Raw genomic sequence first — 23,057 nt, forward strand, 5'->3', positions numbered from 1 at the left:
GCCCGTGATCCGCATTGACCGCGCTGTCCGGCCGGAGCCCACGGCCTCCCTCCCTGCGGACCTACTTTCCTGCTTTTGAGCTGAACGGCCCGAACAGCCCGAACAGCCCCAACGGTGAACGCCGTTGCCGTTGCCAGTGCCGTCCGTCGGGTCGGCGTCGGACCTGTCGCAGGGTTTCCTCCTCCTCGGGGATCACCGCGACGGGGCAGCCCGCATGCCTCAGGGCCGCTCGGCTGACCGTGGGCGGCAGGGCGGCGCTCCAGCCGCCCCGGCACCGTGCGCCGATCACGACGAGCTGGGCGAACCCGCTCGCCTCGACGACCGCCCGGCGCGTCCCGCCCCGGACTCGGGCGCGCCGCACGGTGATGTCCGGGTACCGCTCCCGCAGCGCGGCCAGCGGATCGTGGGGGCGGTCCTGGATCCGCCCGCTCCGCGCCGCGAACCCGTCCAGCACCAGCACGTCCGTCCCGCGGACCGCCGCCTCACCGAAGGCGAACTCGGCCGCGTGCCGACGGACATGCCCGTCGTCGCAGGCGAGCACCACGGGACCGGCCGGGTCCGGGCCGCCGCGGACCATCAGCACCGGAGAACCTCCGTGGCCGGCCAGCCGCGCGGCGACCGAGCCGCGTCGGGCGCCGCCCGACCGGCCCGCGGGCCGGCTGCCGACGACGGTGAGCGACGCGCCGTGGGATTCGGTCTCCAGCACCGCCGCGGGTTCACCCATCAGGACCGTGTACGTGACGCGCAAGCAGGGTGCGACGCGGCGAGCCCGTCGCTCGGCCTCAGCCAGCGCACGGTTCGCGGCGCCGTGCCCCCGGGTCCCACCCGGATCCCACGGAGCCACACCGGGCGTCACCGTGGCGGACGGCCATGCGCAGGCGTGCGCCAGCCGGAGCTCCACCCCCATACGGTCGGCCTCCCGCGCGGCGACCTCCACGGCGGCCATGCTCGTCGTCGAGCCGTCCACTCCCACCAGTACGGGGCCGCTCATGACGGCTCCCCCCTTCCCCTCGGGCATCCGTCGCTGCGGGGGCTGCTGCTCCCGGTGCGACGGCGGGCAGCCCTGTGCTGCCGGTCTCCCTCACTCCACGGTGTCCGCGCACGGCCCGCGCGGACAGGGGCCGGTCGGACCCTGAAGCACACCGTCCGGCCCGAGGAACGACGGCCCGAGGAAACGAGGTGGCGCAGGCCCCCCCGCGAGCGCCGGTCCGCGGCCCCCTATTCCGCAACCCCCCGTCCGCACTCGCCCGTCCGCACTCGCCCGTCCGCGGTCGTCCGTCCACGGTCGGGCCGGGCTCGGGAGGTGCCCGTGGGCCGTTCGGCCCATGCGGCCACCCGTCACGCGTGGCACGTTGGATACAGCACGGCTCTGAGGAGAGGGCGGACGTCATGAAGGCTCACCTCGGCGATCAACTCGTCATCGAACGCACGACGACCGGCGCCACCAAGCGCGACGGCGAGATCGTCGGACTCCACCACGAGGACGGAACCCCGCCCTACGACGTGCGCTGGTCGGACACGGATGAGGTGACCCTCGTGTTCCCCGGGCCGGACGCGCACATCCACCACCTCGAACACGGACTGCCCGCGGCCTCCCAGGCCCCCTCCGGCCCCGGCACGGCGGAAGCGGAGTCCGCGCCGCGCGGGACATCCGGCCCCGGTGACATAGGCCGACGCGTGGCCGTCGAACGCCACAGGCGCAACCTCAGCCGCGAGGAGACGGCCCGCCGCGCCCGCATGGCCCCCGGTTACCTGGCGTACCTGGAAGAGCAGCCTGCCGACCCGACCATGGCGACGCTCATCAGACTGGCCGACGTGCTGGGCACCACCGTCACCGCGCTGCGCGGCGGAGGCGTGGATCTGCCACCCGGCCGTGGGCAGGCTCTGCTGCATCCGTCCCTGCGCGACATCGGCCCGGAGGAATGCCGCACCCTGCTCTCCACCCACGGCGTCGGACGTATCGCGGTGTCGACCGCCGACGGCCGCCCGGCGGTCGTTCCGGTCAACTACGACGTCATCGACGACACGATCGTCTTCCGGACGGCTCCGAACACCACACCCGCGGCGGCCGTCGGAAGCGAGGTCGCCTTCGAGGTCGACCACATGGACGAGGCCCTGAGCCGGGGTTGGAGCGTCCTCGCCGTCGGCCCCGCGAGCGTCGTGACGGAGCCCCGGGCCGTGCACCGGCTCACCGAACTCGCCCACTCCACACCGTGGCCGGGGACCGGGCGCGAGATGTGGGTGTCGATCCGGCCCGCACAGCTCACGGGCCGCCGCATCACTCCGGCCCACGGGTGACCGGGCGGGGACACCACGGCCGGGACCGGCGGCGCGTCAGGCGCCGCCGGTCCCGGCCGTTCTGAGGGATCTCGGCGACCGGGCGCCGGGGCGACGGCCGAACGAACAGCGGACGGCGGACGGCGGACGGTCCAGGCGGCAGACCGCCCGCCCCCCGCCTGACTCAGTCGTGCGGGACCGACACGACCGGCCGGTGCACGTGGTGGAACAGCGCGTGGGCCACCGGACCGGTGTGCGGGCCGACCGCGGTACGGCGCCGGCGACGGCCCACCACCAGCAGTCCGGCCCCGCCGGCCGCGCGGACGAGGACGTGGGCGGCACGGCCCTCGTGGAGGTTCTCGCTGACGACGACGCCGGGGTACTTCTCCCGCCAGGGTGCGAGCAGCTCGGTGAGTTCGCGCTCCGCCGCCGTCCGGATCCGTGTGCGTTCCTCGACGCCCGGGACGCCCTTGCTGAGCGGCACGTGCCAGGCGTGCACGACGCGCAGCGGCGCCTTGCGGAGTTCGGCCGCGTGGAACGCGAAGTCGAGGACGTCGTCGCACGGCCGGCCGGTGTCGACGGCGACCGCGACGTCACGGAAGGGGGTGGCGGCCGACGCCTTGCGCGGACCGTCGGGGAGGTGTTCGTCCGCCACCGTCTCGCCCGCCCGGACGAGAACCACCGGCCGGTCGGCGTGGGCGACGACGGTCAGGGCGACCGACCCCGACAGAAGCCCGCCGACGCCGCCCGTCCCCTGGTTCCCGATGACCAGCAGCTCCGCGTTCTCCGCCTCGGCGAGGAGTGCGGGACCCGGCTGCCTGCGCACCTGCTCGGCCGCGATGTACAGCCGCGGGTACCGTGCGTTCAGCAGGTCGAGGGCCCCGCGCAGCACTCTGCGCGCGTGATACTGCGGTGCCCGGAGCTCGGGCAGTTCCGCGTCGCCGTCGTCGTCGGGCAGGCCCTCCCAGGCGTGCACCAGACGGAGCGGCAGATCGCGGCGAAGGGCTTCCCTGGCCGCCCAGTCGGCTGCGGCGAGGCTTTCCCTCGAACCGTCCAGACCGGCCACGACTGGCCTTGTCATGACCTTCACCTCCTCGTCGGGAGACGGGAATCTAGAGATGGGGAACGACGGCGACGGGGCAGCCGACGTGGTGGATCGCGGCATGGGTGACGGGTCCGGTGCGGGGGCCGACCGGGCGTTCGGCGAGGCGGTGGCCGACGACGAGGAGACCCGCCCCGGTAGAGGCGCGCACGAGCGCGGTCGTGGGCCGGTCGTCCACGACCGTCTCCAGGACCTCCACGTCGGGGTATTTGTCGCGCCACATCTGGAGCACGGCCTTGAGGAACCCCAGCCACTCCTCGCCCTGCCAGGTCTCCTCGACCAGTCCGATGTCGCCGGGGCCCAGGCCGACGGGGGCGGCCGTGTGCCAGGCGTGCACGGCGCGCAGACGTGCGTGCCGGAGCCGGGCCGCCTCGAAGGCGAACTCGATGACCTCGTCACAGGCCTCGTCGAGGTCGACGGCGAGCACGACGTCCCGGTAGCCCGAGTCCGTCGAGGCGCCTCCGTCGGCCGCCGGCAGGTGTTCGTCGGCCGCCTCCTCGTCCGCCCGGACGAGGACGACGGGACAGGTCGCCTTCGCGACCACGCCGAGTGCCACGGACCCCACGAGGAACCCGGTGAAGCCGCTCAGCCCGCGTGAGCCCAGCACCATCAGCTCGGCCTCGTCCGCCGCCTTCAGCAGGGCGGCCGTGGCCGGCCCTTCCGTCTGGACGTCGGTGAGGGGGACGCCGGGGCACTCGGCGCGGACGAGCTGCTCCGCCCGGCGCAGCGAACGGCGGGCCAGATGCCGTTGGGCGGCTCCCGCGATCTCGCCGTCCTGCCGGCGGGGGTGCCAGTCCCAGGCGTGTACCAGGTGCAGCGGCCGGTTCCGCCGCTCGGCCTCGCGGGCCGCCCATGCGGCGGCGGCCAGGCTTTCGGCGGATCCGTCGATTCCTGCGACAACGGGAGAAAGCATGTCGGCACCTCCGGCGCTCGGTCTGTCGTCCGGTACCAGCGTCGCGCCGCGGCCCGTGCGGGGGCAGAGGCTGCCCGGTCCCCTCCAGGGGCCTTCCGGCCCTCTCCGTGGCGCCCTCTCCGCGGCCCTCGCCGTCAGTCCGGGAGGAACAGGTGGCACGTCTCGCCCGGCTGCACGCTGACCGTCCGGTCCGGCAGCCGGATGTCGATGGGTGAACGGTCGGACTGCGGCACCGTCACCTCGAGCCCGCCGCGCTCCAGTCGCAGCCGCACACCCCAGTGCCCCTGGTAGCGGAGGGAGAAGCCGTAGGACGACAGCTCCGGCAGCGGCACCGGGTCGAGCCAGAGCGCGCCCTCGCGGGTCTCCAGTCCGGTCAGTCCCCGCTGGACGAGGTCCAGGGTGCCGGCCATGGCGCCGAGGTGGATGCCCTCGCCCGTGGTGCCGCCCTGGAGGTCGGCGATGTCACCGCGCAGGGCCTCCTGGCAGTACGCCCATGCCTCGGCGCGGCGCGCGCGGGCCAGGACCCAGCCGTGCACCAGCCCGCTGAGCGTGGAGCCGTGGCTGGTGCGCGCGAGATAGTGGTCGACCGTGCGGTGCCAGGTGTCCTCGTCCAGCGGGTGGCCCAACCGCTGGAACAGCTCGCGGAGTTCGGCCGGAGAGAAGAGGAAGCCGAGCATCAGGACGTCGGCCTGTTTGGACGCCTTGTAGCGGTTGACGGTGTCGCCCTCCGCCTCCAGGATCCGGTCCAGGCGCCGGATGTCGCCGTAGCTCCGGCGGTAGCCCTCCCAGTCGAGTTCGGCGAGGTCGCCGTAGCCCTCGAACTGGCTGATGACGCCGTCGTGGAAGGGCACGTGGAGGGTGCGCGAGACGTCCTCCCACTGCTCCAGCTCGCCGTCGTCCAGGCCGGTGCGCTCGGCGAGTTCGCGCCGCCGGGGTTCGGGCAGGATCCGCAGTACCTCCAGGGCGCGTGCGAGCACCCAGGCGGCGGTGACGTTGGTGTACGCGTTGTCGTCGAGACCCGGCTGCCGTGCGTCGGGATAGGCGTCGTGGTACTCGTCGGGACCCATCACGCCCCGGATGCGGTGCCGTCCGAGACCCTCGTCCCAGGTGGCCGAGTCCGCCCAGAAGCGGGCGATCTGCAGCAGCATCTCGGCGCCCTTGGTGTGCAGGAACTCGGCGTCGCCGCCGGCCTCGCAGTACCGCCACACGTTGTACGCGACCGCCGAGCCGACGTGCCACTGGAGGCGTGAGTGGTCCGGCAGCCAGCGCCCCGACCGCGGGTTGAGGTGCAGCTGCTGCGTCTCCTCGCGTCCGTCGCTGCCGCTCTGCCAGGGGTACAGCGCGCCGCGCCGGCCGATCGCACGGGCCGCGGCGCACGCGCGGTCGAGGCGACGGTGCCGGTAGCGGAGCAGCGCGCGGGAGACCTCCGGGAAGTGCAGGTCCAGGTACGGCAGCACGAACAGTTCGTCCCAGAAGACATGGCCCCGGTACGCCTCGCCGTGGAGCCCGCGGGCGGGTACGCCGGCGTCCAGGTCGGCCGTGTGCGGGGATAGGGTCTGCAGCACGTGGAAGAGGTGCAGCCGCAGGATGTCGCCGGCCTCACCGGGGACGTCCAGTCCGGCCCGCCGCCACAGCTGGGCCCAGGCCGTCAGGTGCCCTTCGAGGAGTCCGTCGAACGGGGGCGCGGAGCCGACGCGGTCGATCGCGGCGTCCAGGGGGTCGCTGATCGCGGGGTCGCGGGACGTGTGCAGGGCGACGGTCTTGTCGACGGTGACGGTCCGGCCGGGAAGCAGACTCAGCCGCACCCGCTGGCCGACGCGTGATTCCTCGTGCCGGTCGGTGACCGGCGCGTCGGCGGTCAGCCGGGCCGCCATGCCGACACGGATGTCCGACGTGCGGGTACGGCAGCGCAGCCACACCGTGTCGGGCTCGACGGACCCGGTGTGCAGCCGGGTGAGGTGCCGGCCGTCCAGGTCCCGGTAGCGGGCGACCCCCGAGTTGGTGACGCCGCCGTCCAGCGCGGCCTCCACCTCGAGGTCGCCGGTGAATCCCTCGGCCGTGAACTCGGTGCGCAGGGCGGCCAGATGAGGGTCGGCCATGTGCACGAGGCGCTGCTGCCGCACCGCCAGCACCCGTCCCTCGCCGAGCGCGAACCGCGTACGGCGCTCCAGCAGGCCCGAGGCCAGGTGCAGCACCTGCCGGTGCTCCGGCACCTCGGCCGTGTCGGGGGTGAGCCACGGCTGCCCGGCCAGGCGGAACCGCAGCGGCAGCCAGTTCGGGAGGTTGACCATGTCCTCGTTCTCGACGCTGCGCCCCGCCACCTCCGTGGTGAGCCGGTCGTAGCAGCCGGCCACGTAGGTGCCCGGGTAGTGCACGGCGTCCGCGGTGCACTCGGGCAGCGCCCCGCGGGTGGCGAAGCAGCCGTTGCCCAGCGTGCACAGCGACTCGCGCAGGCGCTCCTGCGCCGGGTCGTAGCCGTGGTATTCCCACGTCCAGCCCGTCACCGCCGTGCTCCCCCGCCGAGCAGCTCTCCGAGGTCGGGTACGACGATGTCGGCCCCCTGCCGCAGAAGGCCGTCGCGAGTATTCGGACCGGCGGTGCGGTCCACGCCGAGGCCAAGGGCGAAGCCCGCGCCACGGACCCCATCGCCGACGGCCGGGGCATCCTCGCCGCCGACCGGGGCATCCTCGACGAAGGCCGGGGCATCCTCGCCGACGGCGGGGGCATCCTCGCCGACGGCGGTGCGGACGGGTGCGGCACCGAGCCGACGCGCCGCTTCGCCGGAGTCGAACGGACGCCACCGCGGGGGGTCCCAGGGCGGGTGCTCGGTCGGGAAGGCGTCGAAGGCCGCCATCCACGCGCCCGCGTGCGTCTTCGCCGAGTCGGTGATCACTCCGTCCGTGCCGCACAGGACGGCTTCGACGCCCACCGCCGGTTCGGGCGCGGGCACGTCACGGGGCCAAGCAGCGGTCATCACTCCCCCTCGGGGCGGGCACCTACCACGTTCACACCGCCTGCGGTACGACCGCCACCGGGCAGTGCGCGTGGTGGAGCAGGGTGTGGCTCACGCGGCCGAGCTGGAGCCCGAGGTGGCCTTCTCTGCGCCGGGCCCCGACGATGACCAGATCTGCGGCTTCCGAGCGCCGCACGAGGACGCTGTGGGCCGGTCCCTCGGCCGTGACCCGGCGCACCAGGACCCCGGGACGGGCCGTCACGGCTTCCTGCAGCAGCGTGTCGAGCAGGGCCGAGGCCCGCGCCTCGTGCCGACGGGCCGCGTCCCCCGCGAGCGCGGGATCGTCCGCGCTCTCGTGAGCGGGGCAGCGCCAGGCGCGTACGACGTCCAGGGCGCAGCCGCGTGCCTCGGCCTCCCGGAAGGCGAAGCGCACGGCCTCGGCTCCGGTCCCGGGCTCGCCCGCGCCCAGCAGGATCCGCTCGTGCGAGCCGGCCAGGCCCGCCTCGTCGCCACGGACCACGATCGCCGGGCAGGGCGCACGGGCCGCCACGGCCAGGCCGACGGATCCGAGGAGCATGCCCTTCAGCTCACCGCGGCCGCGCGATCCCGTGACCAGGACGAACGCGTCGTCGCCCGCGCGCAGGAGAGCGTCCGCCGCGTCGTCGGGAACGATGTCGGTGGTGATCTTCACCTCCGGATGCCGCTGTCCGGCGCGCTCGGCCGCGGCGGCGACGAGGTTCTCCGCGAGAACGCGCTCGGACGGACGGCCGAGGCTGTGGGACGGAACGGCTCGCTCGTACCGCTCCCAGCGCGAGGCGTGCACCAGCCGCAGCGGTACACCGTGCCGAGCGGCCTCGTCCACCGCCCAGTCGACCGCCGTCAGACTCGCGTCGGATCCGTCGACGCCCACGACCAGGGGAAGTGTCATCGTCCCCACCGCCTTTCCTGCAGCAAAAGGGGTCCACTTCACCGTGGCACCGGGTGGCGGGCCGCACGAGGGGCGGATGGGCCCCGGGTGGGGACGATCGGCCCATGCGGACCGCGCGGCCATCGCCGGAAGCTGAGGCGAGGCCCCTGAACGGGGTGCGTGTCACACCCACGAAAGCGAGGCTCAGCCATGAAGGCCACGAGGACGGGCGCTCTCATGGTCGGCGATGTCGTCACCGCACGGCGCGACACGCCGTTCAAGGAAGTGGTGCGTCTGCTCGAGGAGCACCGCATCAGCGGGCTCCCGGTCATCGACGAGAACCACAAGGTGATCGGTGTGATCTCCGAGACCGACCTCATGCTGCGTCAGGCTCGCGAGTCGGGATCCACCGGGGTCTTGGCACGCTGTCGCCGTCTGATCGGCGGCCGCGCCCGGCGTGCTTCCGTGAAGAGCCGTGCCAGGACCGCCGGCGGAGTGATGTCGGCTCCCGCCGTCACCGTACGCGCCGACGCCACGGTCGCCGAGGCCGCCCGGCTCATGACGGAACACCGCGTCGAGCGGCTGCCCGTGGTGGACGAGGAGGGCTCGCTCGTCGGCATCGTCACGCGCCGGGACCTTCTCCAGGTGTTCCTGCGCACTGACGCCGAAATCCGGCGGGAAGTGCAGCAGGAGGTCTTCGTCAACACCCTCTGGCTGGCCCCGCACGCCGTCGAGGCGACCGTTCGGGACGGTGTGGTCACCCTCACCGGTCAGCTGGAACGGCGCAGCGAGATCCCCGTCGCCGTCGGTATGACGCGGCGGCTGGACGGCGTCGTGGACGTCGTCGACCATCTCTCCTACCGCCTCGACGACAAGCACCCGCAACCCGCCGGTCCGGCCGTGCGCGGTGTCGCGGACGACTGGCTCCGCAAACTCTGAACCGGTGCCTCCGGCGCGCCGGACGCCGCGCACCTACACAGCGGGGAGAAAGGACATCGGTCACGACCACCGGGAGTTCCGCAACCGGGCGGCTCCGGCCCCGCCCGGAGCCCGGATTCCCGTCCTCACCTCATCATCGCGAGGAGGAGAGATCATGCAGACCGGCCCGCACATCGTGAGCGACGTGATGACACGCGCCGTCATAGCCGTCGGCCGTGACGCGCCGTTCAAGGACATCGTCCGGCTCATGGAGCGGTGGAAGCTGAGCGCACTGCCCGTGCTCGAAGGCGAGGGCCGGGTGATCGGGGTCCTCTCGGAGGCCGACCTGCTGCCCAAGGAGGAGTTCCGGGAGGGCGTTCCGGACCGGTTCACCCAGCGGGAGCGCCTGTCCGACCTGGCGAAGGCCGGCGCGCTGACCGCCGAGGATGCGATGAGCAGCCCGGCGGTCACCGTGCACGGCACCACCACGCTGGCCGAGGCGGCGCGCATCATGGCCAGGCGCAACGTCAAGCGTCTGCCCGTCATCGACGGCGAGGGGAAGCTCGAGGGCGTCGTCAGCCGCTCGGATCTGCTCAAGGTGTTCCTGCGGGACGACGAGGACCTCACCGAGGAGGTGCGTCACGAGGTCGTCGACCGCCTGTTCCCGCTGTCCGCCGACCACATCCGGGTCGAGGTGTCCGACGGGGTCGTGACCCTCACGGGATGGGTGGACGGCGCCGAGCTGATACCGGTGGCCGAACGTCTGGCGCGAGCCGTCGAGGGAATCGTCGACGTCCGCTGCCACCTGGCCGGTGCGGGCGGCCCCCGGTAGCCGGTGCGGGCGCCCGCAGCCGGTGCGGCGCCCGATAGCGGGCCGTCGATGCGAGGGCAGCCGAGGACATCCGAGGAGGGCCGCCGACGAGGAGGGCCACCGAGCGGGGCAACGGTGTGCGCGGCCGGCGGAACACCGGCCGCGCACACCTGATGCGGCCCGGCGCGCCCTGCCTCGGCCGCGCCGCATCCGGATGGTCCTGGCCCCCGCCTTCACCCCCCCGGGGACCGGGACCGTGACGGTCCGAGCACCGTGCCGGGACTCCGCGGACGTCTCCGCGTCCCGGCCCGGATCAGTCGTGCGGCACCACCGCCACCGGCGCGGACGCGTGGTGCAGCACCGCGTGCGCCACCGGGCCGATATGGCTGCCGACCAGCGCATGGCGCCTCTTGCGCCCGACGACGACCAGCGACGCGTCCCGCGAGGCGTGCACCAGGTGACGGCCCGCGCTGCCGACGACGGCCTGCGCGCGCACCTCCACCTCGGGGAACTTCTCCTTCCACGGGCGCAGGACGTCGCTCAGGCCGTGCCGTGTCTCCTCGGCCATGTCGGCGGTGAGTCCGGAGTCGACGAAGGCGCCGTAGCCGTAGACGGCCGCCGGATTCCAGCCGTGGACGACCCGCAGACCGGTCACGCGTCGGCGCGCGGTCTCGAAGGCGAACTCGACGACGGCGTCGCCCGGTTCCTCCAGGTCGAGCCCCAGCACCACGTCACGGTACGGAGTGGCGTCCGACGCGGCGCCCGCCGCGTCCGGGAGATGCTCGTCCTCTGCGTGCTCACCGGCCCGTACCAGGACGACGGGCCGCTCGGTGCGCGCCACGACCGCGAGGCCGACGGAGCCGACCAGGAAGCCGGCCACCGTGCCGAGTGCCCGCGAGCCGAGGACCAGCAGTTCGGTGTCCTCCGCGGCGGCCAGCAGGGCCGGGACGGCGTCCGCCTCGGACTGCCGGGTGGTGATCCGCAGACCGGGGTGGCGTTCCGTGAGCCGGGACTCCGCCTCGCGCAGCAGGTGGGCGGACCAGTCGCGCAGTGCCTCGACCGCGCCCGGCGCCGGAACCCCCAAGTAGGGGACGTACAGGGAACCCAGCGAGTCTCCGGCATACAGGAGACACAGGGGTTCCTCTCGTTGCGTCGCTTCGCGAGCGGCCCAGTCCGCGGCGGCCAGGCTTTCCGGCGAGCCGTCGAGACCGACGATGATGGCGGGCATGTGCGGTCCTCCTTCGGGGATGCACGCTCAGTCTCCGGGCCACGCGCGTGCCGCAGGAGGGGCCGGAGGTCCCTGCCGGGAAGCCGACCGGCCCGGGCAGCAGGTGCTGCCGTCCGGGAAGTGCTCCGACGGCGTCAGCTCCCCCCGGCGTGGGGCCGATCGTCGTTGGACGCGGGATCCGGGCGGTGATCTCTTTGATCCTCCACCCGGACTCATCACCATGAACTCGACGATGTTGGATAGCGGCATGGTGAGACGCAAGAAACAGGCATGGTGAGACGCAAGAAACAGAAGGAGAAGCGGCCCGCCGGGGGCGTTCCGAAGGGGATCGTTCTGTTGGCGACGCCGGGGGGCTGGCGCACCAGCGTCCTCACCGGAAGAGGAATGCTCTGCGGGCGGCTGGACGTGCCGTTCAACACCGACCCGCAAGACGCGCGGGCTGCAGCGGCGTTGATGGTGACGGAACTCGCGCGCGACTTCCACGACACCGACGTGGAGGTGAGCTGGGATCCGCCCCAGCAGCCCGGGTCATGGACCGCCCAAGTCACCCTCGCCGCCGAAGACGAACCCCCTTCGCCGGACGCCGAAGGCTGAACGGCAAGCTCAGGAGTGGAGCAGGACGCGCTCGCGGAGGAGTTCGAAGCCCGCTCGGCCGAACATCTGGCGCTTCGGCATCTTGATCCGGTTGACATGGCCGTCGACGACTCCGGAGCTCCATGGCTGCGAGAGTCCGGCGAACCGGTGTCCCGTTGGCCACGGCGAGGACGCGGGCGACTCCGACACCTGGTCTGGCTCCTCCGGTGACGCGGGTGCGGGCCGCAGTCAGGCGCGGTGCCGGTAGACCCTCTTCTTCTCGGACTACCGCTCCGTGAGCCTCCGCCATGCCGGTCAGGGAGATGATCAGGACGTTGCGGGCGTCGGGGGGAGTCCAGATCTCACCGCGCCTCGCAGGGTGTCGCCCTCCCCCGCCGGGTCGTCGCCGAGCCCGAGCGCGGCGAACTGCCGTGCGAAGCGGCCAGGGTGACATGCCGTCAGTGCGGCGCCGCCAGGGCGGCGGCGTGCCCGACAGCCACGTCGAGATCCCCCCGAAGCCAATTACTTGGCTAGCCACACAATCGGTGTTAGTTTTATGTGGCTGGCCACAGAAAGTGGTTGGCGCCGCATCCCCCTGAGGAGACCACCGTGATGAAGGCCATCGTTTTCGACGCGTTCGGCGGCACCGAGGTTCTGCGCGGGGCGGAGATCGACATTCCCCGGCCCGGTTCCGGCCAGGTCCGTGTGCGGGTACAGGCTGCCGGCGTCAACCCGGTGGACGGCAAGATCCGCTCCGGTGTCATGGAGGCCATCTTCCCCACCACGCTGCCCGCCGTCCCCGGCGGGGAGATCGCCGGTGTGGTCGACGCCGTCGGCGAGGGCGTCGACCACCTGAAGGTGGGGGACGAGGTCCTCGGCTGGTCCGACACCGGCTCCTACGCCCAGTACGCCCTGGCACCCGCGGCCGTCCTCGCACCCAAGCCGGCCGGCCTGGAGTGGACACACGCCGCCGCCCTGCCCGTGGCGACCGACGGTGCCGAACGCGTGCTGGACCTGCTCGGCGTCACCTCGGGTGAGACGCTGCTGGTCCACGGAGCGTCCGGCGCGCTCGGCACCATCGCCGTCCAGCTCGCCGTCGCACGCGGCGCCCGAGTCATCGGCACGGCCGGCGCCGCCAACCAGGAGTACGTCACCTCGCTCGGCGCGACCGCGCTGGTCTACGGGGACAACCTGGTCCAGCGGGTCCGCGAGCTCGCCCCCGAAGGGGTGGACGCCGTCTTCGACGCCGCGGGCAAGGGCGCGCTGGAGGACTCCATCACCTTGCGCGGCGGCACCGAGCGGATCGTCACCACCGCCGACTTCCGCGCCCGAGAACTCGGCGTCGTCTTCGCGGAGGGCCCGCAGCGCCGCTCCGCCGCGCGACTGGCCGAACTGGCCCGGCAGGCAGCCGACGGCACACTGGTGACCACGCTCAGCGCCACCTACCCGCTGGCAGAAGCCGCCGAGGCGCAGCAGGCCAGCGATGCCGGCCACAACCGCGGCAAGATCGTCCTCACCGTCGGCTGACCGATCACCCCCGCCCTGGTGGGCAAGGAGCAAAAATGTCCGACACCACCGCACCGGAGCTGCCGAACACCGCGCGCCACGGACGATTGGGCTACGCCATCTTCCAGCTCGCCCGCGCCCACCGCGGCCACGCCGCCGCCATGCTGCGCGCCCTGAACCTGCACCCCGGACAGGAGCTGCTGCTGATGCAGCTCTTCGACCACGACGGCCGGACACAGGCGGAACTGCTGGAGCGTGTCGGCCTGGACCACTCCACCGTCTCCAAGTCACTGCGCCGCATGCAGGAGGCCGGACTGCTCACCCGGACGCCCGCTCCCCACGACCGGCGGGCCATGGTGGTCAGCCTCACCGAGGCCGGCCGCGCCCTGCGGGAGCCCATCGCCGGCATGTGGCGCACCCTGGAGCAGGTCTCCGTGCGCGATCTGACCCCCGATCAGGTCGAAGTGTTCACCGCGTGTGCGCACATCATCGAGAAGTCGGTCAGGGACCACAGCCGGCAGGCACCCTTCGGGTAACCGGGCACGGCCGGGCGGTCCACCAGCCGGGCCAACCGCCTCTGCCCCGGCGCGCAGAGCCGGAGCGCGCCCCGCGCCCCGAGCCTCGCTCTGCACGGGGCGGCAACGAACCGGCGAACGGATTGCCCGTGCCTCCTGGCACGAGCACGCGCATGACATCGATGGACGAACAGCTCGTCCACGGCACGGCCCACCCCACGAAGGACGGGCCCGCCCGGCGTGATGCCGAGCGGGCCCATCCCAGGCGGACGCGGAACCGCGTGGCTGCGAAGCAGTTGCAGTGACGGGGTTCGGGTGGTGCGTGCGTGAGCGCTACAGCATCACGCAGCTGTTGCCGTTTCCGACGTGGCAAATGTACAGCCGGACATCGGCCACATTGGTGCCAGTACCTGAGGACGCGATCTTGTGGAACTTGTTGTCGCTGACCCAGGCAGAACCGTTCCACTTCGAGTACTTCGTGTAGAGGCTCTCGGCCACCCCGTCGGCCGAGCAGTGGTCGACGACCGCCATGTCCCAGTCGGTCTTGAAGGCCTGCTTGTTGTTGTACACGGTGGTCTCGTACCAGTGGTAGGTGCCGGAGGCGGCACCGCAACCGTCTGCGGTTCTGCCCGAGAAGGTTCCGCCCGCGGCGTGGGCGCCACCGGTAAACGCGGCCAACAGGCCGACAGCAGTGACAGCGGTGGCCAGTATCCGCCGCGTGCCCTTGAGAATGTCATTTCGCATGGTGGGGACCTTCTTCTTCGGTAGGCGTTGAGGGGTTGGGCGCGATTTTGTGGGCCGTTGCCGGGTCGTGGTGCGTATCCCGGGTTGGCTGACTGCCCGCTTGTCGGAGACGTCCGTTCGTTGTGCGGCTGGCTGGACGCCTGCCGAGCTGGGCCTCCGGATTGCGTGTCGCGCTCTCAGCAGGACTGGACAGCTCCGCCGGGATCGTGAACACACTCTTCGATGACTGGACGTGGAGTACCGCGCTCTGTCAGGCGGCGCCGCGGCCGTAGGCCTGGAGGGGCACGGCGAGTGATGAGTTGAGGCTGGTGCAGTAGGCGTAAGACGTGGTGCCCGCCGCCGCGTCGGCGCCGTGGGCCCACTTCCCGTTCTTGCACAGCGCCTGTGTGTAGAAGGGGCCCCCACCCGTGCATCGGAAACCGACCGTGTTGGCGTCCTGGAACTGCTTCGTGCACGTGATCGCCTTTACCTGGGCTGCGGACGCGCTGTCAGCCGAGGCGGCGAGACCGGAGCCGGCCAGGGCAAGGACGGCGAACACGCCGGCGAGGGCTTTCTTCATCTTCTGATCCTCTTTTCGAGTGAGGGTCTGACATGGCATCCGATCGACGTCCGGATGGAGGTTCGGATCGGAGTGCCGGACCTGAAGGTCATGTCGTCATGTCCCGTCGGATCGACATGCTGCTTGACGGGGCCGAGGGCCTGCTTGCCTGCATTGCGCAGGGGGTTGGTGTGTCGTGCCGTTTCCTGTCCTGGACCACGGTGCGCGGCCGACCCTCGGCAAACCTTGGACAAACGTTGAATGGGTGGTCGAAGGTGCTGTGCCAGAGTGCGACTTGAGACTCGGGGGGCGTTGCTGTGACGGTTGACTTCGCTTTGCTCGGCAGCGTCGAGGCGCGCGTGGACGGCCGGATCGTCGATCTGGGTCACGCCCGGCAGCGGTGTGTGCTCGCGGTACTGCTGGTGGACGCCAACCAGGTGGTTTCGGTGGACCAGCTCGTCGAGCGTGTCTGGGCCGACCGTCCTCCTCAGCGGGTCCGGAACACGCTCTACGGCTACCTCTCCCGTCTGCGGCGGACTTTGGCCGTCGCCGAGGGGACGGAAATCGTCCGGCGATCCGGTGGGTACGTCCTCGACGTCGAGGCGACCGCAGTGGATCTGCACCGGTTCCATGGCGTCACGGCACAGGCCCGCGCGGCCGCCCGGAGCGAGCAGGACGAGCAGGCCGCCACCTTGTTCGCGCAGGCACTCGGCCTCTGGCGGGGAAACGCCCTCGCGGGTCTGGACACCCCATGGATCAACGCTTTCCGCGACGCGGTCGACCAAGAACGGGTCGCGGCCGAACTGGACCACACCGACGTTCGGCTCCGCTGCGGTCACCACGGTGGACTGTTGGCCGAGTTGTCCGCCCGGGTCGAGACGCACCCACTGGACGAACGGCTGGCCGGCCAGTTCATCCTCGCCCTGTACCGCGGCGGCCGCCCGGCCGATGCCCTCAGCCATTACCAGCGGATCCGGCTGCTGCTGGCCGAGGAACTCGGCTGTGACCCCGCCCTCCCGCTGCGGCAACTGCACCAACAGATCCTCACCACCGACCCCGCACTGAACGTCCCGGCCTCCGGGCGTGCTCCGGGATCCGCGCTCGCTCTCGTGCCGCACCCGTTACCCGCGTCCCCGCCGGTGTGCACCCCACGAGGCGGCGCTGACCCCGGCCCACCGACACGGCAGCGCCCCCGGCCGGGAAGCCGTCTGATCGGACGCGCGGCGGAGTTGACGGTCCTCGACGGTGCGATCGAGGATGCCCTGGCCGGTGCGCCAGGGGTGGTCGAGGTGGTCGGGGAACCGGGTATCGGAAAGACACGGCTGCTCGGCGAACTGGGCGAGCGCGCGAGCCAGCGCGGCTTCCTGTCCCTCGCCGGACGCAGCGTGGAGTTCGACCGGGCCCCGTACGGTGCGTTCGTGGACGCCCTGGACGACCACCTGGGCACGGTGGACTTCCGCCGACTCCGGTACGACGGATCACAGCCTGGCGCGTTCGCCCTGCTGAGTACGGTCTTCCCCGCGCTCAGTGACCGTTTTCCGGCCGGGCCGGAGCCGGTGACGGTCGAACGCTACTGGTTCCACCGGGCGGTGCGGACGCTGCTGGAGACGCTGAGTGCTGACGGCGGGCTCGTGCTCAGCCTGGACGACCTGCAGTGGACGGATGACGGAACAGCCGAACTGATCGACCATCTGGTACGCCACCCGCCGAGGACACCGCTGCTCCTCGCTCTCGCCTACCGACCCCGGCAGGCTCCGCCGCGACTGGCCGCGGCACTGGCCCGGGCGGGAACGGAGGGAAGGCTGGCCAGGGTCGAGCCGGGGCCGCTGTCCCCGGCCGAGGGAGCGGAGCTGTGCGGGGCCAGGCCGGATCACTGGCGCTTCCGACGGCTGTACGAGGTCAGTGGCGGCAACCCGTTCTACCTGGAGGCGCTGACCCGGAGCACCGGGGACGAGAGCCTGCCGGCGGTCCCGGTGGCCCGGGCGGTCCCGGCCGGCTCGGTGCCTGTCGCCGACGATCTGACGAGATCGGTGCGTGCCGCACTGCTGGAGGAGCTGGGAGGTCTGTCGGCCACCGCGCGGATCTGCACACAGGCGGCCGCGGTGCTCGGCGACTCATTCGAAGCCGACATGGTGGCAGTCGTGGCCCGAACCGGTGAGGCACAGGCCCTGGCCGCCCTTGACGAGGTCGCGGAGCGGGACCTGGTACGCCAGATCGGCTCCACGCGCCAGTTCCGGTTCCGCCATCCGCTGGTGCGGGCAGCGGTGTACCAGGGTGCGGGCGCCGGCTGGCGGATCGAGGCGCACACCCGGGCGGCGGACGGCCTGGCGCTGCGCGGCGCACCGCTGACCGCCCAGGCGTCGCACGTTCAGCGTTCGGCGCGCGCAGGGGACGAACACGCCGTCGACCTACTGGTGCGGGCAGCCCGTCAGGTGATGACGATCGCACCGGCCACCGCCGCGCACTGGACACAGGAAGCCCTGCGGTTGCTCGGCGAGCGGAGTAGGCTGCGGCCCGAACTGTGGCTCCAGCAGGCCGATGCGCTGGGCATGGCAGGACGATTGCTGGAAAGCCGCGCCGTTCTGCGCACGGCCGCCACCCTCCTGCCCGCGCGGGCCCGCGGCCGACGAGCCCGGGTTACTGCCCTGCGAGCCACCATGGAGTGGGCGCTCGGCCGGTACGAAGAGGCCACGGCTCTGCTGCTGCGGGAGTTGGCGGACCACAAGGGCCAACTTCAGCCGGAGACCGCCACGTTGCAGCTGGGCGTCGCGGTGGTGGCGCTCCGTAAGAACGACTTCTCCACGGCGATCGACTGGGGCGAACGCGCCTTGCGTTCGGCGGAACGTATCGGCGACCCGCTGCAGAGCACCGCGGTCCGCGCATTGCTGGCACTGGCGCATACCTTCGCGGGCGACGCCCGGGCGGCCGACTACCTCGACCCTGTGGTGGAAGCGCTCGCCGAGACCGACGATCAGGCACTGGCCGGGCAGATGGACACGCTCGTCATGACGGGCTGGGCGGAGATGCTCCATGGACGATACGACCTCGCACTACGCCATCTCCGCCGAGGTCTGAAAGTGTCCCGCCGAACCGGCCAGAGCCTCGTGCTCGCCGATCTCTTCGCCGCCTCCGCCTACGCCTACCTGTGGCTCGGACGCCTGGACGAGGCGGCGACCTACGCCGACGACGCCCTGGAGGCGGCGTCACTCGTCGGCAGCAGCGAGCCGCGCTCGTTGGCCGAGGTGGTGAGCGCAGCAGTCCTGATGTGGCGGGGAGACTTCGCCGGGGCACTGAAGATCTGTGAGGAGTCACTCTCTCCGGCCGGCCCCGCACCGGGTGCGCACCGGTCGGCGATGGTCGGGATGCTCGGCCAGACGCTGCTGCTCAACGGCGATCCGCAGGGCTGTGTCAGCAAGGTGCTCGAAGCGGGCGGCGGTCCGCGCCTGCTCGGGTTCGAAGCCCCGGTCCGCCCGATGTGGTTCCGGCTGCTGGCTGTCGCGGAGCTGGCCCTGGGTAACGTGACAGTCGCCGAGACGTGGGCCGACCGCGCAGCCGCTGCTGCGGCCCTCGACCTGCCGACCGGCCGGCGCGGTTTCGCGTTCCTGGCCCGCGCCGAGGTACAGCTCGCCCGGCAGAACCCTGCGGCGGGTCCCACCGCGTGCCTGGCCGCAGCCGAGTTCCGCGCGGCGGGGATGCCTCTCAACGAGGCCACGGCCCGGCTGACCGCCGGTACCGCACTGTCCGCCGCCGGCCGCCAGGCCGAAGCACTCGCCGAGCTGGAGCAGGTGAAAGCCTTGGCGGATACCTGTGGGGCTCTCGCCCTGTCCGAATTGGCCGAGCACGAACACCGCAGGATCGCCGCCCAGGCCCCGCCTCCGACAACTGGGACCTGAATCCCGCAAGCTCCGGTGGAGCGTCGGCACGGCTTCGGAGGCTCCTTGCTGGGGTGACAACGCCGCACTCCCGGTCTGATCGATGGTGGATCGGGTGGGCCGGTTACACAGGTGATCACCGTCGGGACGTGGTGCCCTGTCAGTGCCGTCCCCTACGCTCCGCTCTTGATCAAGCATTTCGAATGGTGAGGGGACGCGGATGGGTGGAAACGCGTGGAGTGACACGGGCCCGTATCAGCGTGATCTGGCGGCCGCGTTCCGGCAGGCCCAGGAAGACGAGCTGGCGCGGGACGACCACGGTTTCGAGGGCCGGTCCGTCGAGGAACTGTGGCGCGACCCGGAGTGGCAGGAGTACATCTTCACCGGCGGCACGGGGACCGTGCTGGACTTCCCTCTCATGATCGAGGCCGCGGACACCGACGACGGTCCGTTCATGCGGCCGCTGACGGAGGATGAGGTCCGTGCGTGGGCTCCTGACGGCCGGCCCACGTACGAGGAGTGGGACGCCGCTCTCGATTCCGAGCGGTTGGACTTCCCAGGCCGCGCGCAGGGGAACTGCACCGTGCTCTACCACGACGGCAGGCCCGCGCATATCGGCTACTGGGGGGTCACCGCCGACTAGGACCGTTCCCACTCGGCATCAGTCAGATCACCCCGCCCCCTGCACCGTTCTGGCCCGGAGACGAGTCACCTGATTGAGCTCGACAGATCCCAGAAGGGCGCTTGACTGCCAGGATGAACATCGACTCGACGAAAGCAGGCCGCCCGTCTGTGCAGGTCAGGCGCTTTGGTAACGGCGATTCGGTGGAGCAGCTCACTGTCTTGCTCCACCGCGCCTACGCAGACCACGCCGCTGCCGGTCGGGTCTTCTTCGCCTCCTACCAAAGTCCGCAGGACACGCAGCACCGCCTGAGCAAAGGCGAGTGCTGGGTCGCGATGGACGGAAACGCATTGGTCGGCACCGTCACCGTGTCGGCTCCGCACACCACTCCCGCCGGATATCCCGCGCCGGCGGGAGGGGGCTCGTTCTGGCAACTGGCTGTCGAGCCGTCGCAAAGGGGCACCGGCCTGGGACAGCGACTGCTGGCTCTCGCAGAGTCACGCATCGCCGCCCTCGGATCGACCCAGGTCGTCATCGATACGTCCTCGCAGGCCACGGACCTCGTCGACTGGTACCGCCGCCGAGGCTACGCGCCGATCGGCACTTGGCGGTGGGACGTCACCAATTACGACAGCATCGTCCTGATGAAGAACCTGCCGCCGACCACCTCGTGATCGCCCGGACAAGCCCCAGGGGCGCCGGTAACACCGTGGCGGGCAGTCGTTCGCGGCTCCCTCAGGCCCGCTCCGGCCCGCTCCGGCCCGCTCCGGCCCGCTCCGGCCCGCTCCGGCCCGCTCCGGCCCGCTCCGGCCCGCTCCGGCCCGCTCCGGCCCGCTCCGGCCCGCTCCGGGAGCATGCGCGGAGGCCCCGCCGACGCGCAACCAACCTCCAGCCGCCCCGATCCCCCGACCGCGTGCCCACCCACGGGGGCTCTCGCCCGAAGCCGTGCCGGTGGGCGCTCCCGCCCTGAATCACGGCGAAGACCCCGGCTGCGCCGTGAAGTCGTACACCGCGAAGTCCGCGACCGGGCGGTACCCGATGCGCCGGTAGAGCGCGTTGCTCGTCGGGTTGGCCAGGTCGGTGAAGAGGAGCACCTGCGCTCCGGAGGCCAGGGCGACGCGGCTCACCTCGGCCGTCGCCGCGCCCGCGTAGCCCCGGCCGCGCAGCCCTGCAGGGGTGTAGACGGGGGCGACCCTGATCTGGCCGGCCACCTCCGGGGTGACGCCGGCCATGGAGACGGGGGTGCCGTCGGCCGTCTCCCAGAGGGTGACGCCGCCGTGAGCGATCCGGGAGTCGGCCCAGCCGGCGCTGTCCTGGGCGTTGCGCCCGCCGATGTCGTCCGAGAACGCGTCGTGCCACCGCACCAGCAGGTCGCGGTCGGCCGCGGTGGCGACGCGCGCCCGGCCCCCCGGAGCCGGCCCCGGCGCCGCCAACTCGGCGAGCCGGTGGAGGCGCTGGCGCTCGCTCAGTCGCGACGCCGTGCCGGTCCGCCGTTGCCAGGCCGCCGCGAAGGCCGCTGCGGTGTCGCGGTCGGCCGTGACGCCGGGCAGCCGATGACCGGCGGCCGCCAAGCGCGCGGCGAGGGCCTCGGCCTCCTCCTCCGTCAGGGAGGTGAGGTAGATCCGGTGCGGTGGCGTGCGAAAGAACACCGCGCGGATCCCGCCGTCCGTGTCCAGCGTGCCGAAGAGCGGATCGTCCTCCCCGTACACACGCGGGCCCCTTCGGCGCAGGCCTTCGGTCACGGTCAGCGGGACCGTATGCAGGGCGGGGCGGAAACGCAGGAAGTCTCCGGCGCGGTCGAGGAACGCGTCGAGGTCGTGGGTGAGATGCCAGTCGTCGGGGCGCATGCCCCATCGTCGCGCGTGGGGGCCGTCCACCGCCTCCCGTTTGTCCGGCCCCTCAGAGGAACTCCGGCTCCGGGTCCGGGGCCAGTCGCGCGTGCGGGTGGACGTCCCGGAAGTCGTCCCGGCGCTCCGACTCCCACATCGCGCCGCGCAGGATCCCCTCGCCCCGGAAGCCGCAGCGTTCGGCGATCCGTCAGGAGGCGTCGTGACCGAGCGCGTCGCCCAGCTCAGAAGTCGAGGAGTCGGCGGTGGACCGCGGGCACGGCGGTGACGCGCCCGGATCGCAGCGCTTCGAAAAGCGTTCACCATCGGCGAGTCCGCGATGCCGCAAGCAGGACCCGCGACGCAGCGGGCTCGGGCAGTCTCCTGTGCGTCACGGCCTTACCAGCCGAAGAGCGGCACCACAACCCGGCAGTTGCCAGAAGGCAGCCGACCGTGCGCGTCGTAGGCTCCCGGACTGTCAGAGCCCTTCGGGAACAGGGAGATTTCACGTGCGAACTCGTATGACGGGCCGCCTTCTTGGAGGTCTGCTCGCGGTCGGCCTGGTGATGGGTACGGCTGGCGCGGGGCATGCCGCAACAGCGGATTCCGGCACAGCGGCGGCCGCCTCGGTTCAGACATCCGCAACGGCGGCCAAGGCCGCCGCGTACCCCCAGGTGTACCTCAACACGGTGGTCAATCAGTGGACGCACTGGACCCCGGACTACTACGACTCCACTCACGCGGGGTGGCTGTACGCGGGATCGAACTACTTCTACTGCATCAAGGAAGGCGTCTACTACTCCGACAATGGGCGCCGGAGCCGCTATTGGCTTCTCACGGACGACGACAGCGGCAACCGCAACGTCTACGTCAGCGAGGTCTACCTCGACCAGTGGGGCTGGGACAACGTCTACAGCCTGCTCGACTACTGCTGACGCGTCGCTGCTCTCCGTCACGCGCGGTCCCCGAAGCCCGGCGCTCCCCATCCACGCCGGCCGATGCGCATCTGCCGACCCGCCTGACGACGGGATCGTGCTCGCGGTTCCTGCTACCTCAGGCCATGAGGTCCGGTACGCGCACCTGCCCACCTGCCCACCTGCCCACCGACAGGGTGCAGCGATGGCCGTGACCGCCCCATCGGGGCGGTTGGCCTGGCACCGCCCCGATCAGGCCTGGGAAGAAATTACTGATGGGCAGTCAACTCCGGTCCGCCGGCCCGCAGGAAAAGGACCGCGCGCACATGGCGGGCCTGACAGGCGAGGCGCTCCCGCACAAGGTGATGCGGGCGCCGTGAACCTAATGCGGCACAACCGGGGTCAGCGGCATTCGAAGGACCGGAGGACGGCGCCACCCCGCGGACCTGGACGGAGGACAACCCAGCCGACTGCTGTTCTTCCTCTGCGACCTGCCGCAGTTTGTCAACGGCGGGGAATCGACGTCACGGCAGATCTTCTTCCTCGGCATCCCGCCAGCAAGACGCCGCTGACAACTTGGCCCAATGCGTCCCTTGGTGGACGGAAAGCAGGGTTCGCTCGGGCCTCAGCCGAGGACAGCCAGCCAGCCACAACGACGGCGTGCGCCAGCCGATCAGGCGGTGTCGCACCGTGCCCCCACCGGCCTCCTCCACGCTTCCCAGTGCCGCCAGTCAGAGCAAGCGGCGACGGCGGAACCGTGGTAGCGAAGCACTGAGCAAGGACTTCTTCGTCCCGAAGCAACTCGGGCGGGGGCGCTGCCTTGGGGTTGTGGCGCTCT

The 23,057-nt window shown here is 71.9% G+C and carries 21 protein-coding genes and 1 pseudogene; 10 read left to right on the top strand and 12 right to left on the bottom strand.

The features are described 5' to 3' along the window. Positions 1-61 precede the first annotated feature (61 nt). A complete protein-coding gene (locus tag ASD48_RS24340) occupies positions 62-991 on the bottom strand; it encodes a universal stress protein (protein WP_063887495.1) in 930 nt (309 codons plus the stop codon). Between the two features lie 398 nt (positions 992-1,389). Between ASD48_RS24340 and ASD48_RS24345 the strand changes: the two genes are divergently transcribed. Next, on the top strand, positions 1,390-2,298 hold the full coding sequence (locus ASD48_RS24345) for a pyridoxamine 5'-phosphate oxidase family protein (protein ID WP_057603840.1): 909 nt from the start codon (positions 1,390-1,392) through the stop codon (positions 2,296-2,298). Between the two features lie 163 nt (positions 2,299-2,461). Here the strand turns inward: ASD48_RS24345 and ASD48_RS24350 are convergent, their stop codons facing one another. The 5 genes from ASD48_RS24350 to ASD48_RS24370 all read right to left on the bottom strand — a co-directional run bounded on the left by ASD48_RS24350 (position 2,462) and on the right by ASD48_RS24370 (position 8,173). Next, positions 2,462-3,358 (bottom strand): universal stress protein, encoded by an 897-nt coding sequence (locus ASD48_RS24350; RefSeq protein ID WP_057603841.1) that lies wholly within the window; start codon positions 3,356-3,358, stop codon positions 2,462-2,464. Positions 3,359-3,389: 31 nt separating this feature from the next. After that, positions 3,390-4,292 carry a universal stress protein gene (locus tag ASD48_RS24355; protein ID WP_057603842.1) on the bottom strand — a complete coding sequence of 301 codons (903 nt, stop codon included), beginning with the start codon at positions 4,290-4,292 and terminating at the stop codon, positions 3,390-3,392. A 134-nt stretch (positions 4,293-4,426) separates the two neighbouring features. Continuing rightward, the gene (locus ASD48_RS24360; RefSeq protein ID WP_057603843.1) at positions 4,427-6,796 is read right to left on the bottom strand and encodes a glycosyl hydrolase family 65 protein; all 2,370 of its coding nucleotides are present in this window, start codon (positions 6,794-6,796) and stop codon (positions 4,427-4,429) included. Then, positions 6,793-7,266 (bottom strand): hypothetical protein, encoded by a 474-nt coding sequence (locus ASD48_RS24365; protein ID WP_079073958.1) that lies wholly within the window; start codon positions 7,264-7,266, stop codon positions 6,793-6,795. Before ASD48_RS24365 ends, ASD48_RS24360 begins: the two co-directional genes overlap by 4 nt. 31 nt (positions 7,267-7,297) lie before the next feature. Then, positions 7,298-8,173 (bottom strand): universal stress protein, encoded by an 876-nt coding sequence (locus tag ASD48_RS24370; RefSeq protein ID WP_079073959.1) that lies wholly within the window; start codon positions 8,171-8,173, stop codon positions 7,298-7,300. A 189-nt stretch (positions 8,174-8,362) separates the two neighbouring features. On the opposite strand from ASD48_RS24370, the gene ASD48_RS24375 reads away from it, so the two are divergent. Together ASD48_RS24375 and ASD48_RS24380 are read left to right on the top strand one after the other, a co-directional pair. After that, positions 8,363-9,091 (top strand): CBS domain-containing protein, encoded by a 729-nt coding sequence (locus ASD48_RS24375; RefSeq protein WP_057603846.1) that lies wholly within the window; start codon positions 8,363-8,365, stop codon positions 9,089-9,091. A 154-nt stretch (positions 9,092-9,245) separates the two neighbouring features. Further along, positions 9,246-9,902 (top strand): CBS domain-containing protein, encoded by a 657-nt coding sequence (locus tag ASD48_RS24380; RefSeq protein WP_057603847.1) that lies wholly within the window; start codon positions 9,246-9,248, stop codon positions 9,900-9,902. Positions 9,903-10,194: 292 nt separating this feature from the next. Here the strand turns inward: ASD48_RS24380 and ASD48_RS24385 are convergent, their stop codons facing one another. Beyond that, entirely contained in the window at positions 10,195-11,109 is a 915-nt protein-coding gene (locus ASD48_RS24385; protein WP_057603848.1) for a universal stress protein, read from the bottom strand. A gap of 270 nt (positions 11,110-11,379) precedes the next feature. Between ASD48_RS24385 and ASD48_RS44385 the strand changes: the two genes are divergently transcribed. Beyond that, positions 11,380-11,703, top strand: coding sequence for a hypothetical protein (locus ASD48_RS44385; RefSeq protein WP_157880689.1), 324 nt, complete (start codon positions 11,380-11,382; stop codon positions 11,701-11,703). 9 nt (positions 11,704-11,712) lie between these two features. Here the strand turns inward: ASD48_RS44385 and ASD48_RS24395 are convergent, their stop codons facing one another. After that, positions 11,713-11,892: an ISL3 family transposase gene (locus tag ASD48_RS24395; RefSeq protein ID WP_057603850.1), complete on the bottom strand. Its 180-nt coding sequence runs from the start codon at positions 11,890-11,892 to the stop codon at positions 11,713-11,715. Positions 11,893-12,294: 402 nt separating this feature from the next. On the opposite strand from ASD48_RS24395, the gene ASD48_RS24400 reads away from it, so the two are divergent. Beyond that, on the top strand, positions 12,295-13,209 hold the full coding sequence (locus tag ASD48_RS24400; protein ID WP_057603851.1) for an NADP-dependent oxidoreductase: 915 nt from the start codon (positions 12,295-12,297) through the stop codon (positions 13,207-13,209). Between the two features lie 35 nt (positions 13,210-13,244). Further along, positions 13,245-13,724 carry a MarR family transcriptional regulator gene (locus ASD48_RS24405; protein ID WP_057603852.1) on the top strand — a complete coding sequence of 160 codons (480 nt, stop codon included), beginning with the start codon at positions 13,245-13,247 and terminating at the stop codon, positions 13,722-13,724. A gap of 312 nt (positions 13,725-14,036) precedes the next feature. On the opposite strand, the gene ASD48_RS24410 is transcribed toward ASD48_RS24405, so the two are convergent. Continuing rightward, positions 14,037-14,447, bottom strand: a complete 411-nt coding sequence (locus tag ASD48_RS24410; protein ID WP_157880690.1) for a hypothetical protein — start codon at positions 14,445-14,447, stop codon at positions 14,037-14,039. 250 nt (positions 14,448-14,697) lie between these two features. Next, positions 14,698-15,006, bottom strand: a complete 309-nt coding sequence (locus tag ASD48_RS24415) for a hypothetical protein (RefSeq protein WP_057603854.1) — start codon at positions 15,004-15,006, stop codon at positions 14,698-14,700. A 296-nt stretch (positions 15,007-15,302) separates the two neighbouring features. Between ASD48_RS24415 and ASD48_RS44855 the strand changes: the two genes are divergently transcribed. From ASD48_RS44855 to ASD48_RS24430, 3 genes are all read left to right on the top strand, one after another. Beyond that, positions 15,303-18,878, top strand: a complete 3,576-nt coding sequence (locus ASD48_RS44855; RefSeq protein WP_199875944.1) for a BTAD domain-containing putative transcriptional regulator — start codon at positions 15,303-15,305, stop codon at positions 18,876-18,878. Positions 18,879-19,077: 199 nt separating this feature from the next. Next, positions 19,078-19,500 carry a hypothetical protein gene (locus ASD48_RS24425; protein ID WP_057603856.1) on the top strand — a complete coding sequence of 141 codons (423 nt, stop codon included), beginning with the start codon at positions 19,078-19,080 and terminating at the stop codon, positions 19,498-19,500. Between the two features lie 113 nt (positions 19,501-19,613). Next, complete coding sequence (locus tag ASD48_RS24430; RefSeq protein ID WP_079073960.1) at positions 19,614-20,153, top strand: GNAT family N-acetyltransferase; 540 nt, start codon at positions 19,614-19,616, stop codon at positions 20,151-20,153. Between the two features lie 297 nt (positions 20,154-20,450). Here ASD48_RS24430 and ASD48_RS24435 read toward each other — a convergent pair whose 3' ends face one another. Both ASD48_RS24435 and ASD48_RS45505 read right to left on the bottom strand, forming a co-directional pair. Next, entirely contained in the window at positions 20,451-21,326 is an 876-nt protein-coding gene (locus ASD48_RS24435; RefSeq protein ID WP_057603858.1) for a GNAT family N-acetyltransferase, read from the bottom strand. A gap of 52 nt (positions 21,327-21,378) precedes the next feature. Next, positions 21,379-21,552 (bottom strand): annotated as a pseudogene (locus ASD48_RS45505) (GNAT family N-acetyltransferase); the annotation flags it as partial. Between the two features lie 262 nt (positions 21,553-21,814). Between ASD48_RS45505 and ASD48_RS44390 the strand changes: the two are divergent. Then, entirely contained in the window at positions 21,815-22,240 is a 426-nt protein-coding gene (locus ASD48_RS44390; RefSeq protein WP_157880691.1) for a hypothetical protein, read from the top strand. Positions 22,241-23,057: the final 817 nt, after the last annotated feature.

The sequence above is a fragment of the Streptomyces sp. Root1310 genome (assembly GCF_001426425.1).
Taxonomy (GTDB): Bacteria; Actinomycetota; Actinomycetes; order Streptomycetales; family Streptomycetaceae; genus Streptomyces.

Excerpts from the sequence above, each read along its gene's own strand:
- ASD48_RS24375 (WP_057603846.1), top strand. The coding sequence starts at position 8,363 with ATGAAGGCCACGAGGACGGGCGCTCTCATGGTCGGCGATGTCGTCACC.
- ASD48_RS24410 (WP_157880690.1), bottom strand. The coding sequence starts at position 14,447 with ATGCGAAATGACATTCTCAAGGGCACGCGGCGGATACTGGCCACCGCT.
- ASD48_RS24400 (WP_057603851.1), top strand. The coding sequence starts at position 12,295 with ATGAAGGCCATCGTTTTCGACGCGTTCGGCGGCACCGAGGTTCTGCGC.
- ASD48_RS24415 (WP_057603854.1), bottom strand. The coding sequence starts at position 15,006 with ATGAAGAAAGCCCTCGCCGGCGTGTTCGCCGTCCTTGCCCTGGCCGGC.
- ASD48_RS24405 (WP_057603852.1), top strand. The coding sequence starts at position 13,245 with ATGTCCGACACCACCGCACCGGAGCTGCCGAACACCGCGCGCCACGGA.
- ASD48_RS24365 (WP_079073958.1), bottom strand. The coding sequence starts at position 7,266 with ATGACCGCTGCTTGGCCCCGTGACGTGCCCGCGCCCGAACCGGCGGTG.
- ASD48_RS24385 (WP_057603848.1), bottom strand. The coding sequence starts at position 11,109 with ATGCCCGCCATCATCGTCGGTCTCGACGGCTCGCCGGAAAGCCTGGCC.
- ASD48_RS44385 (WP_157880689.1), top strand. The coding sequence starts at position 11,380 with ATGGTGAGACGCAAGAAACAGAAGGAGAAGCGGCCCGCCGGGGGCGTT.
- ASD48_RS24355 (WP_057603842.1), bottom strand. The coding sequence starts at position 4,292 with ATGCTTTCTCCCGTTGTCGCAGGAATCGACGGATCCGCCGAAAGCCTG.
- ASD48_RS24370 (WP_079073959.1), bottom strand. The coding sequence starts at position 8,173 with ATGACACTTCCCCTGGTCGTGGGCGTCGACGGATCCGACGCGAGTCTG.
- ASD48_RS24380 (WP_057603847.1), top strand. The coding sequence starts at position 9,246 with ATGCAGACCGGCCCGCACATCGTGAGCGACGTGATGACACGCGCCGTC.
- ASD48_RS24425 (WP_057603856.1), top strand. The coding sequence starts at position 19,078 with ATGGGTGGAAACGCGTGGAGTGACACGGGCCCGTATCAGCGTGATCTG.
- ASD48_RS24430 (WP_079073960.1), top strand. The coding sequence starts at position 19,614 with ATGAACATCGACTCGACGAAAGCAGGCCGCCCGTCTGTGCAGGTCAGG.
- ASD48_RS24345 (WP_057603840.1), top strand. The coding sequence starts at position 1,390 with ATGAAGGCTCACCTCGGCGATCAACTCGTCATCGAACGCACGACGACC.
- ASD48_RS24350 (WP_057603841.1), bottom strand. The coding sequence starts at position 3,358 with ATGACAAGGCCAGTCGTGGCCGGTCTGGACGGTTCGAGGGAAAGCCTC.
- ASD48_RS24435 (WP_057603858.1), bottom strand. The coding sequence starts at position 21,326 with ATGCGCCCCGACGACTGGCATCTCACCCACGACCTCGACGCGTTCCTC.
- ASD48_RS24340 (WP_063887495.1), bottom strand. The coding sequence starts at position 991 with ATGAGCGGCCCCGTACTGGTGGGAGTGGACGGCTCGACGACGAGCATG.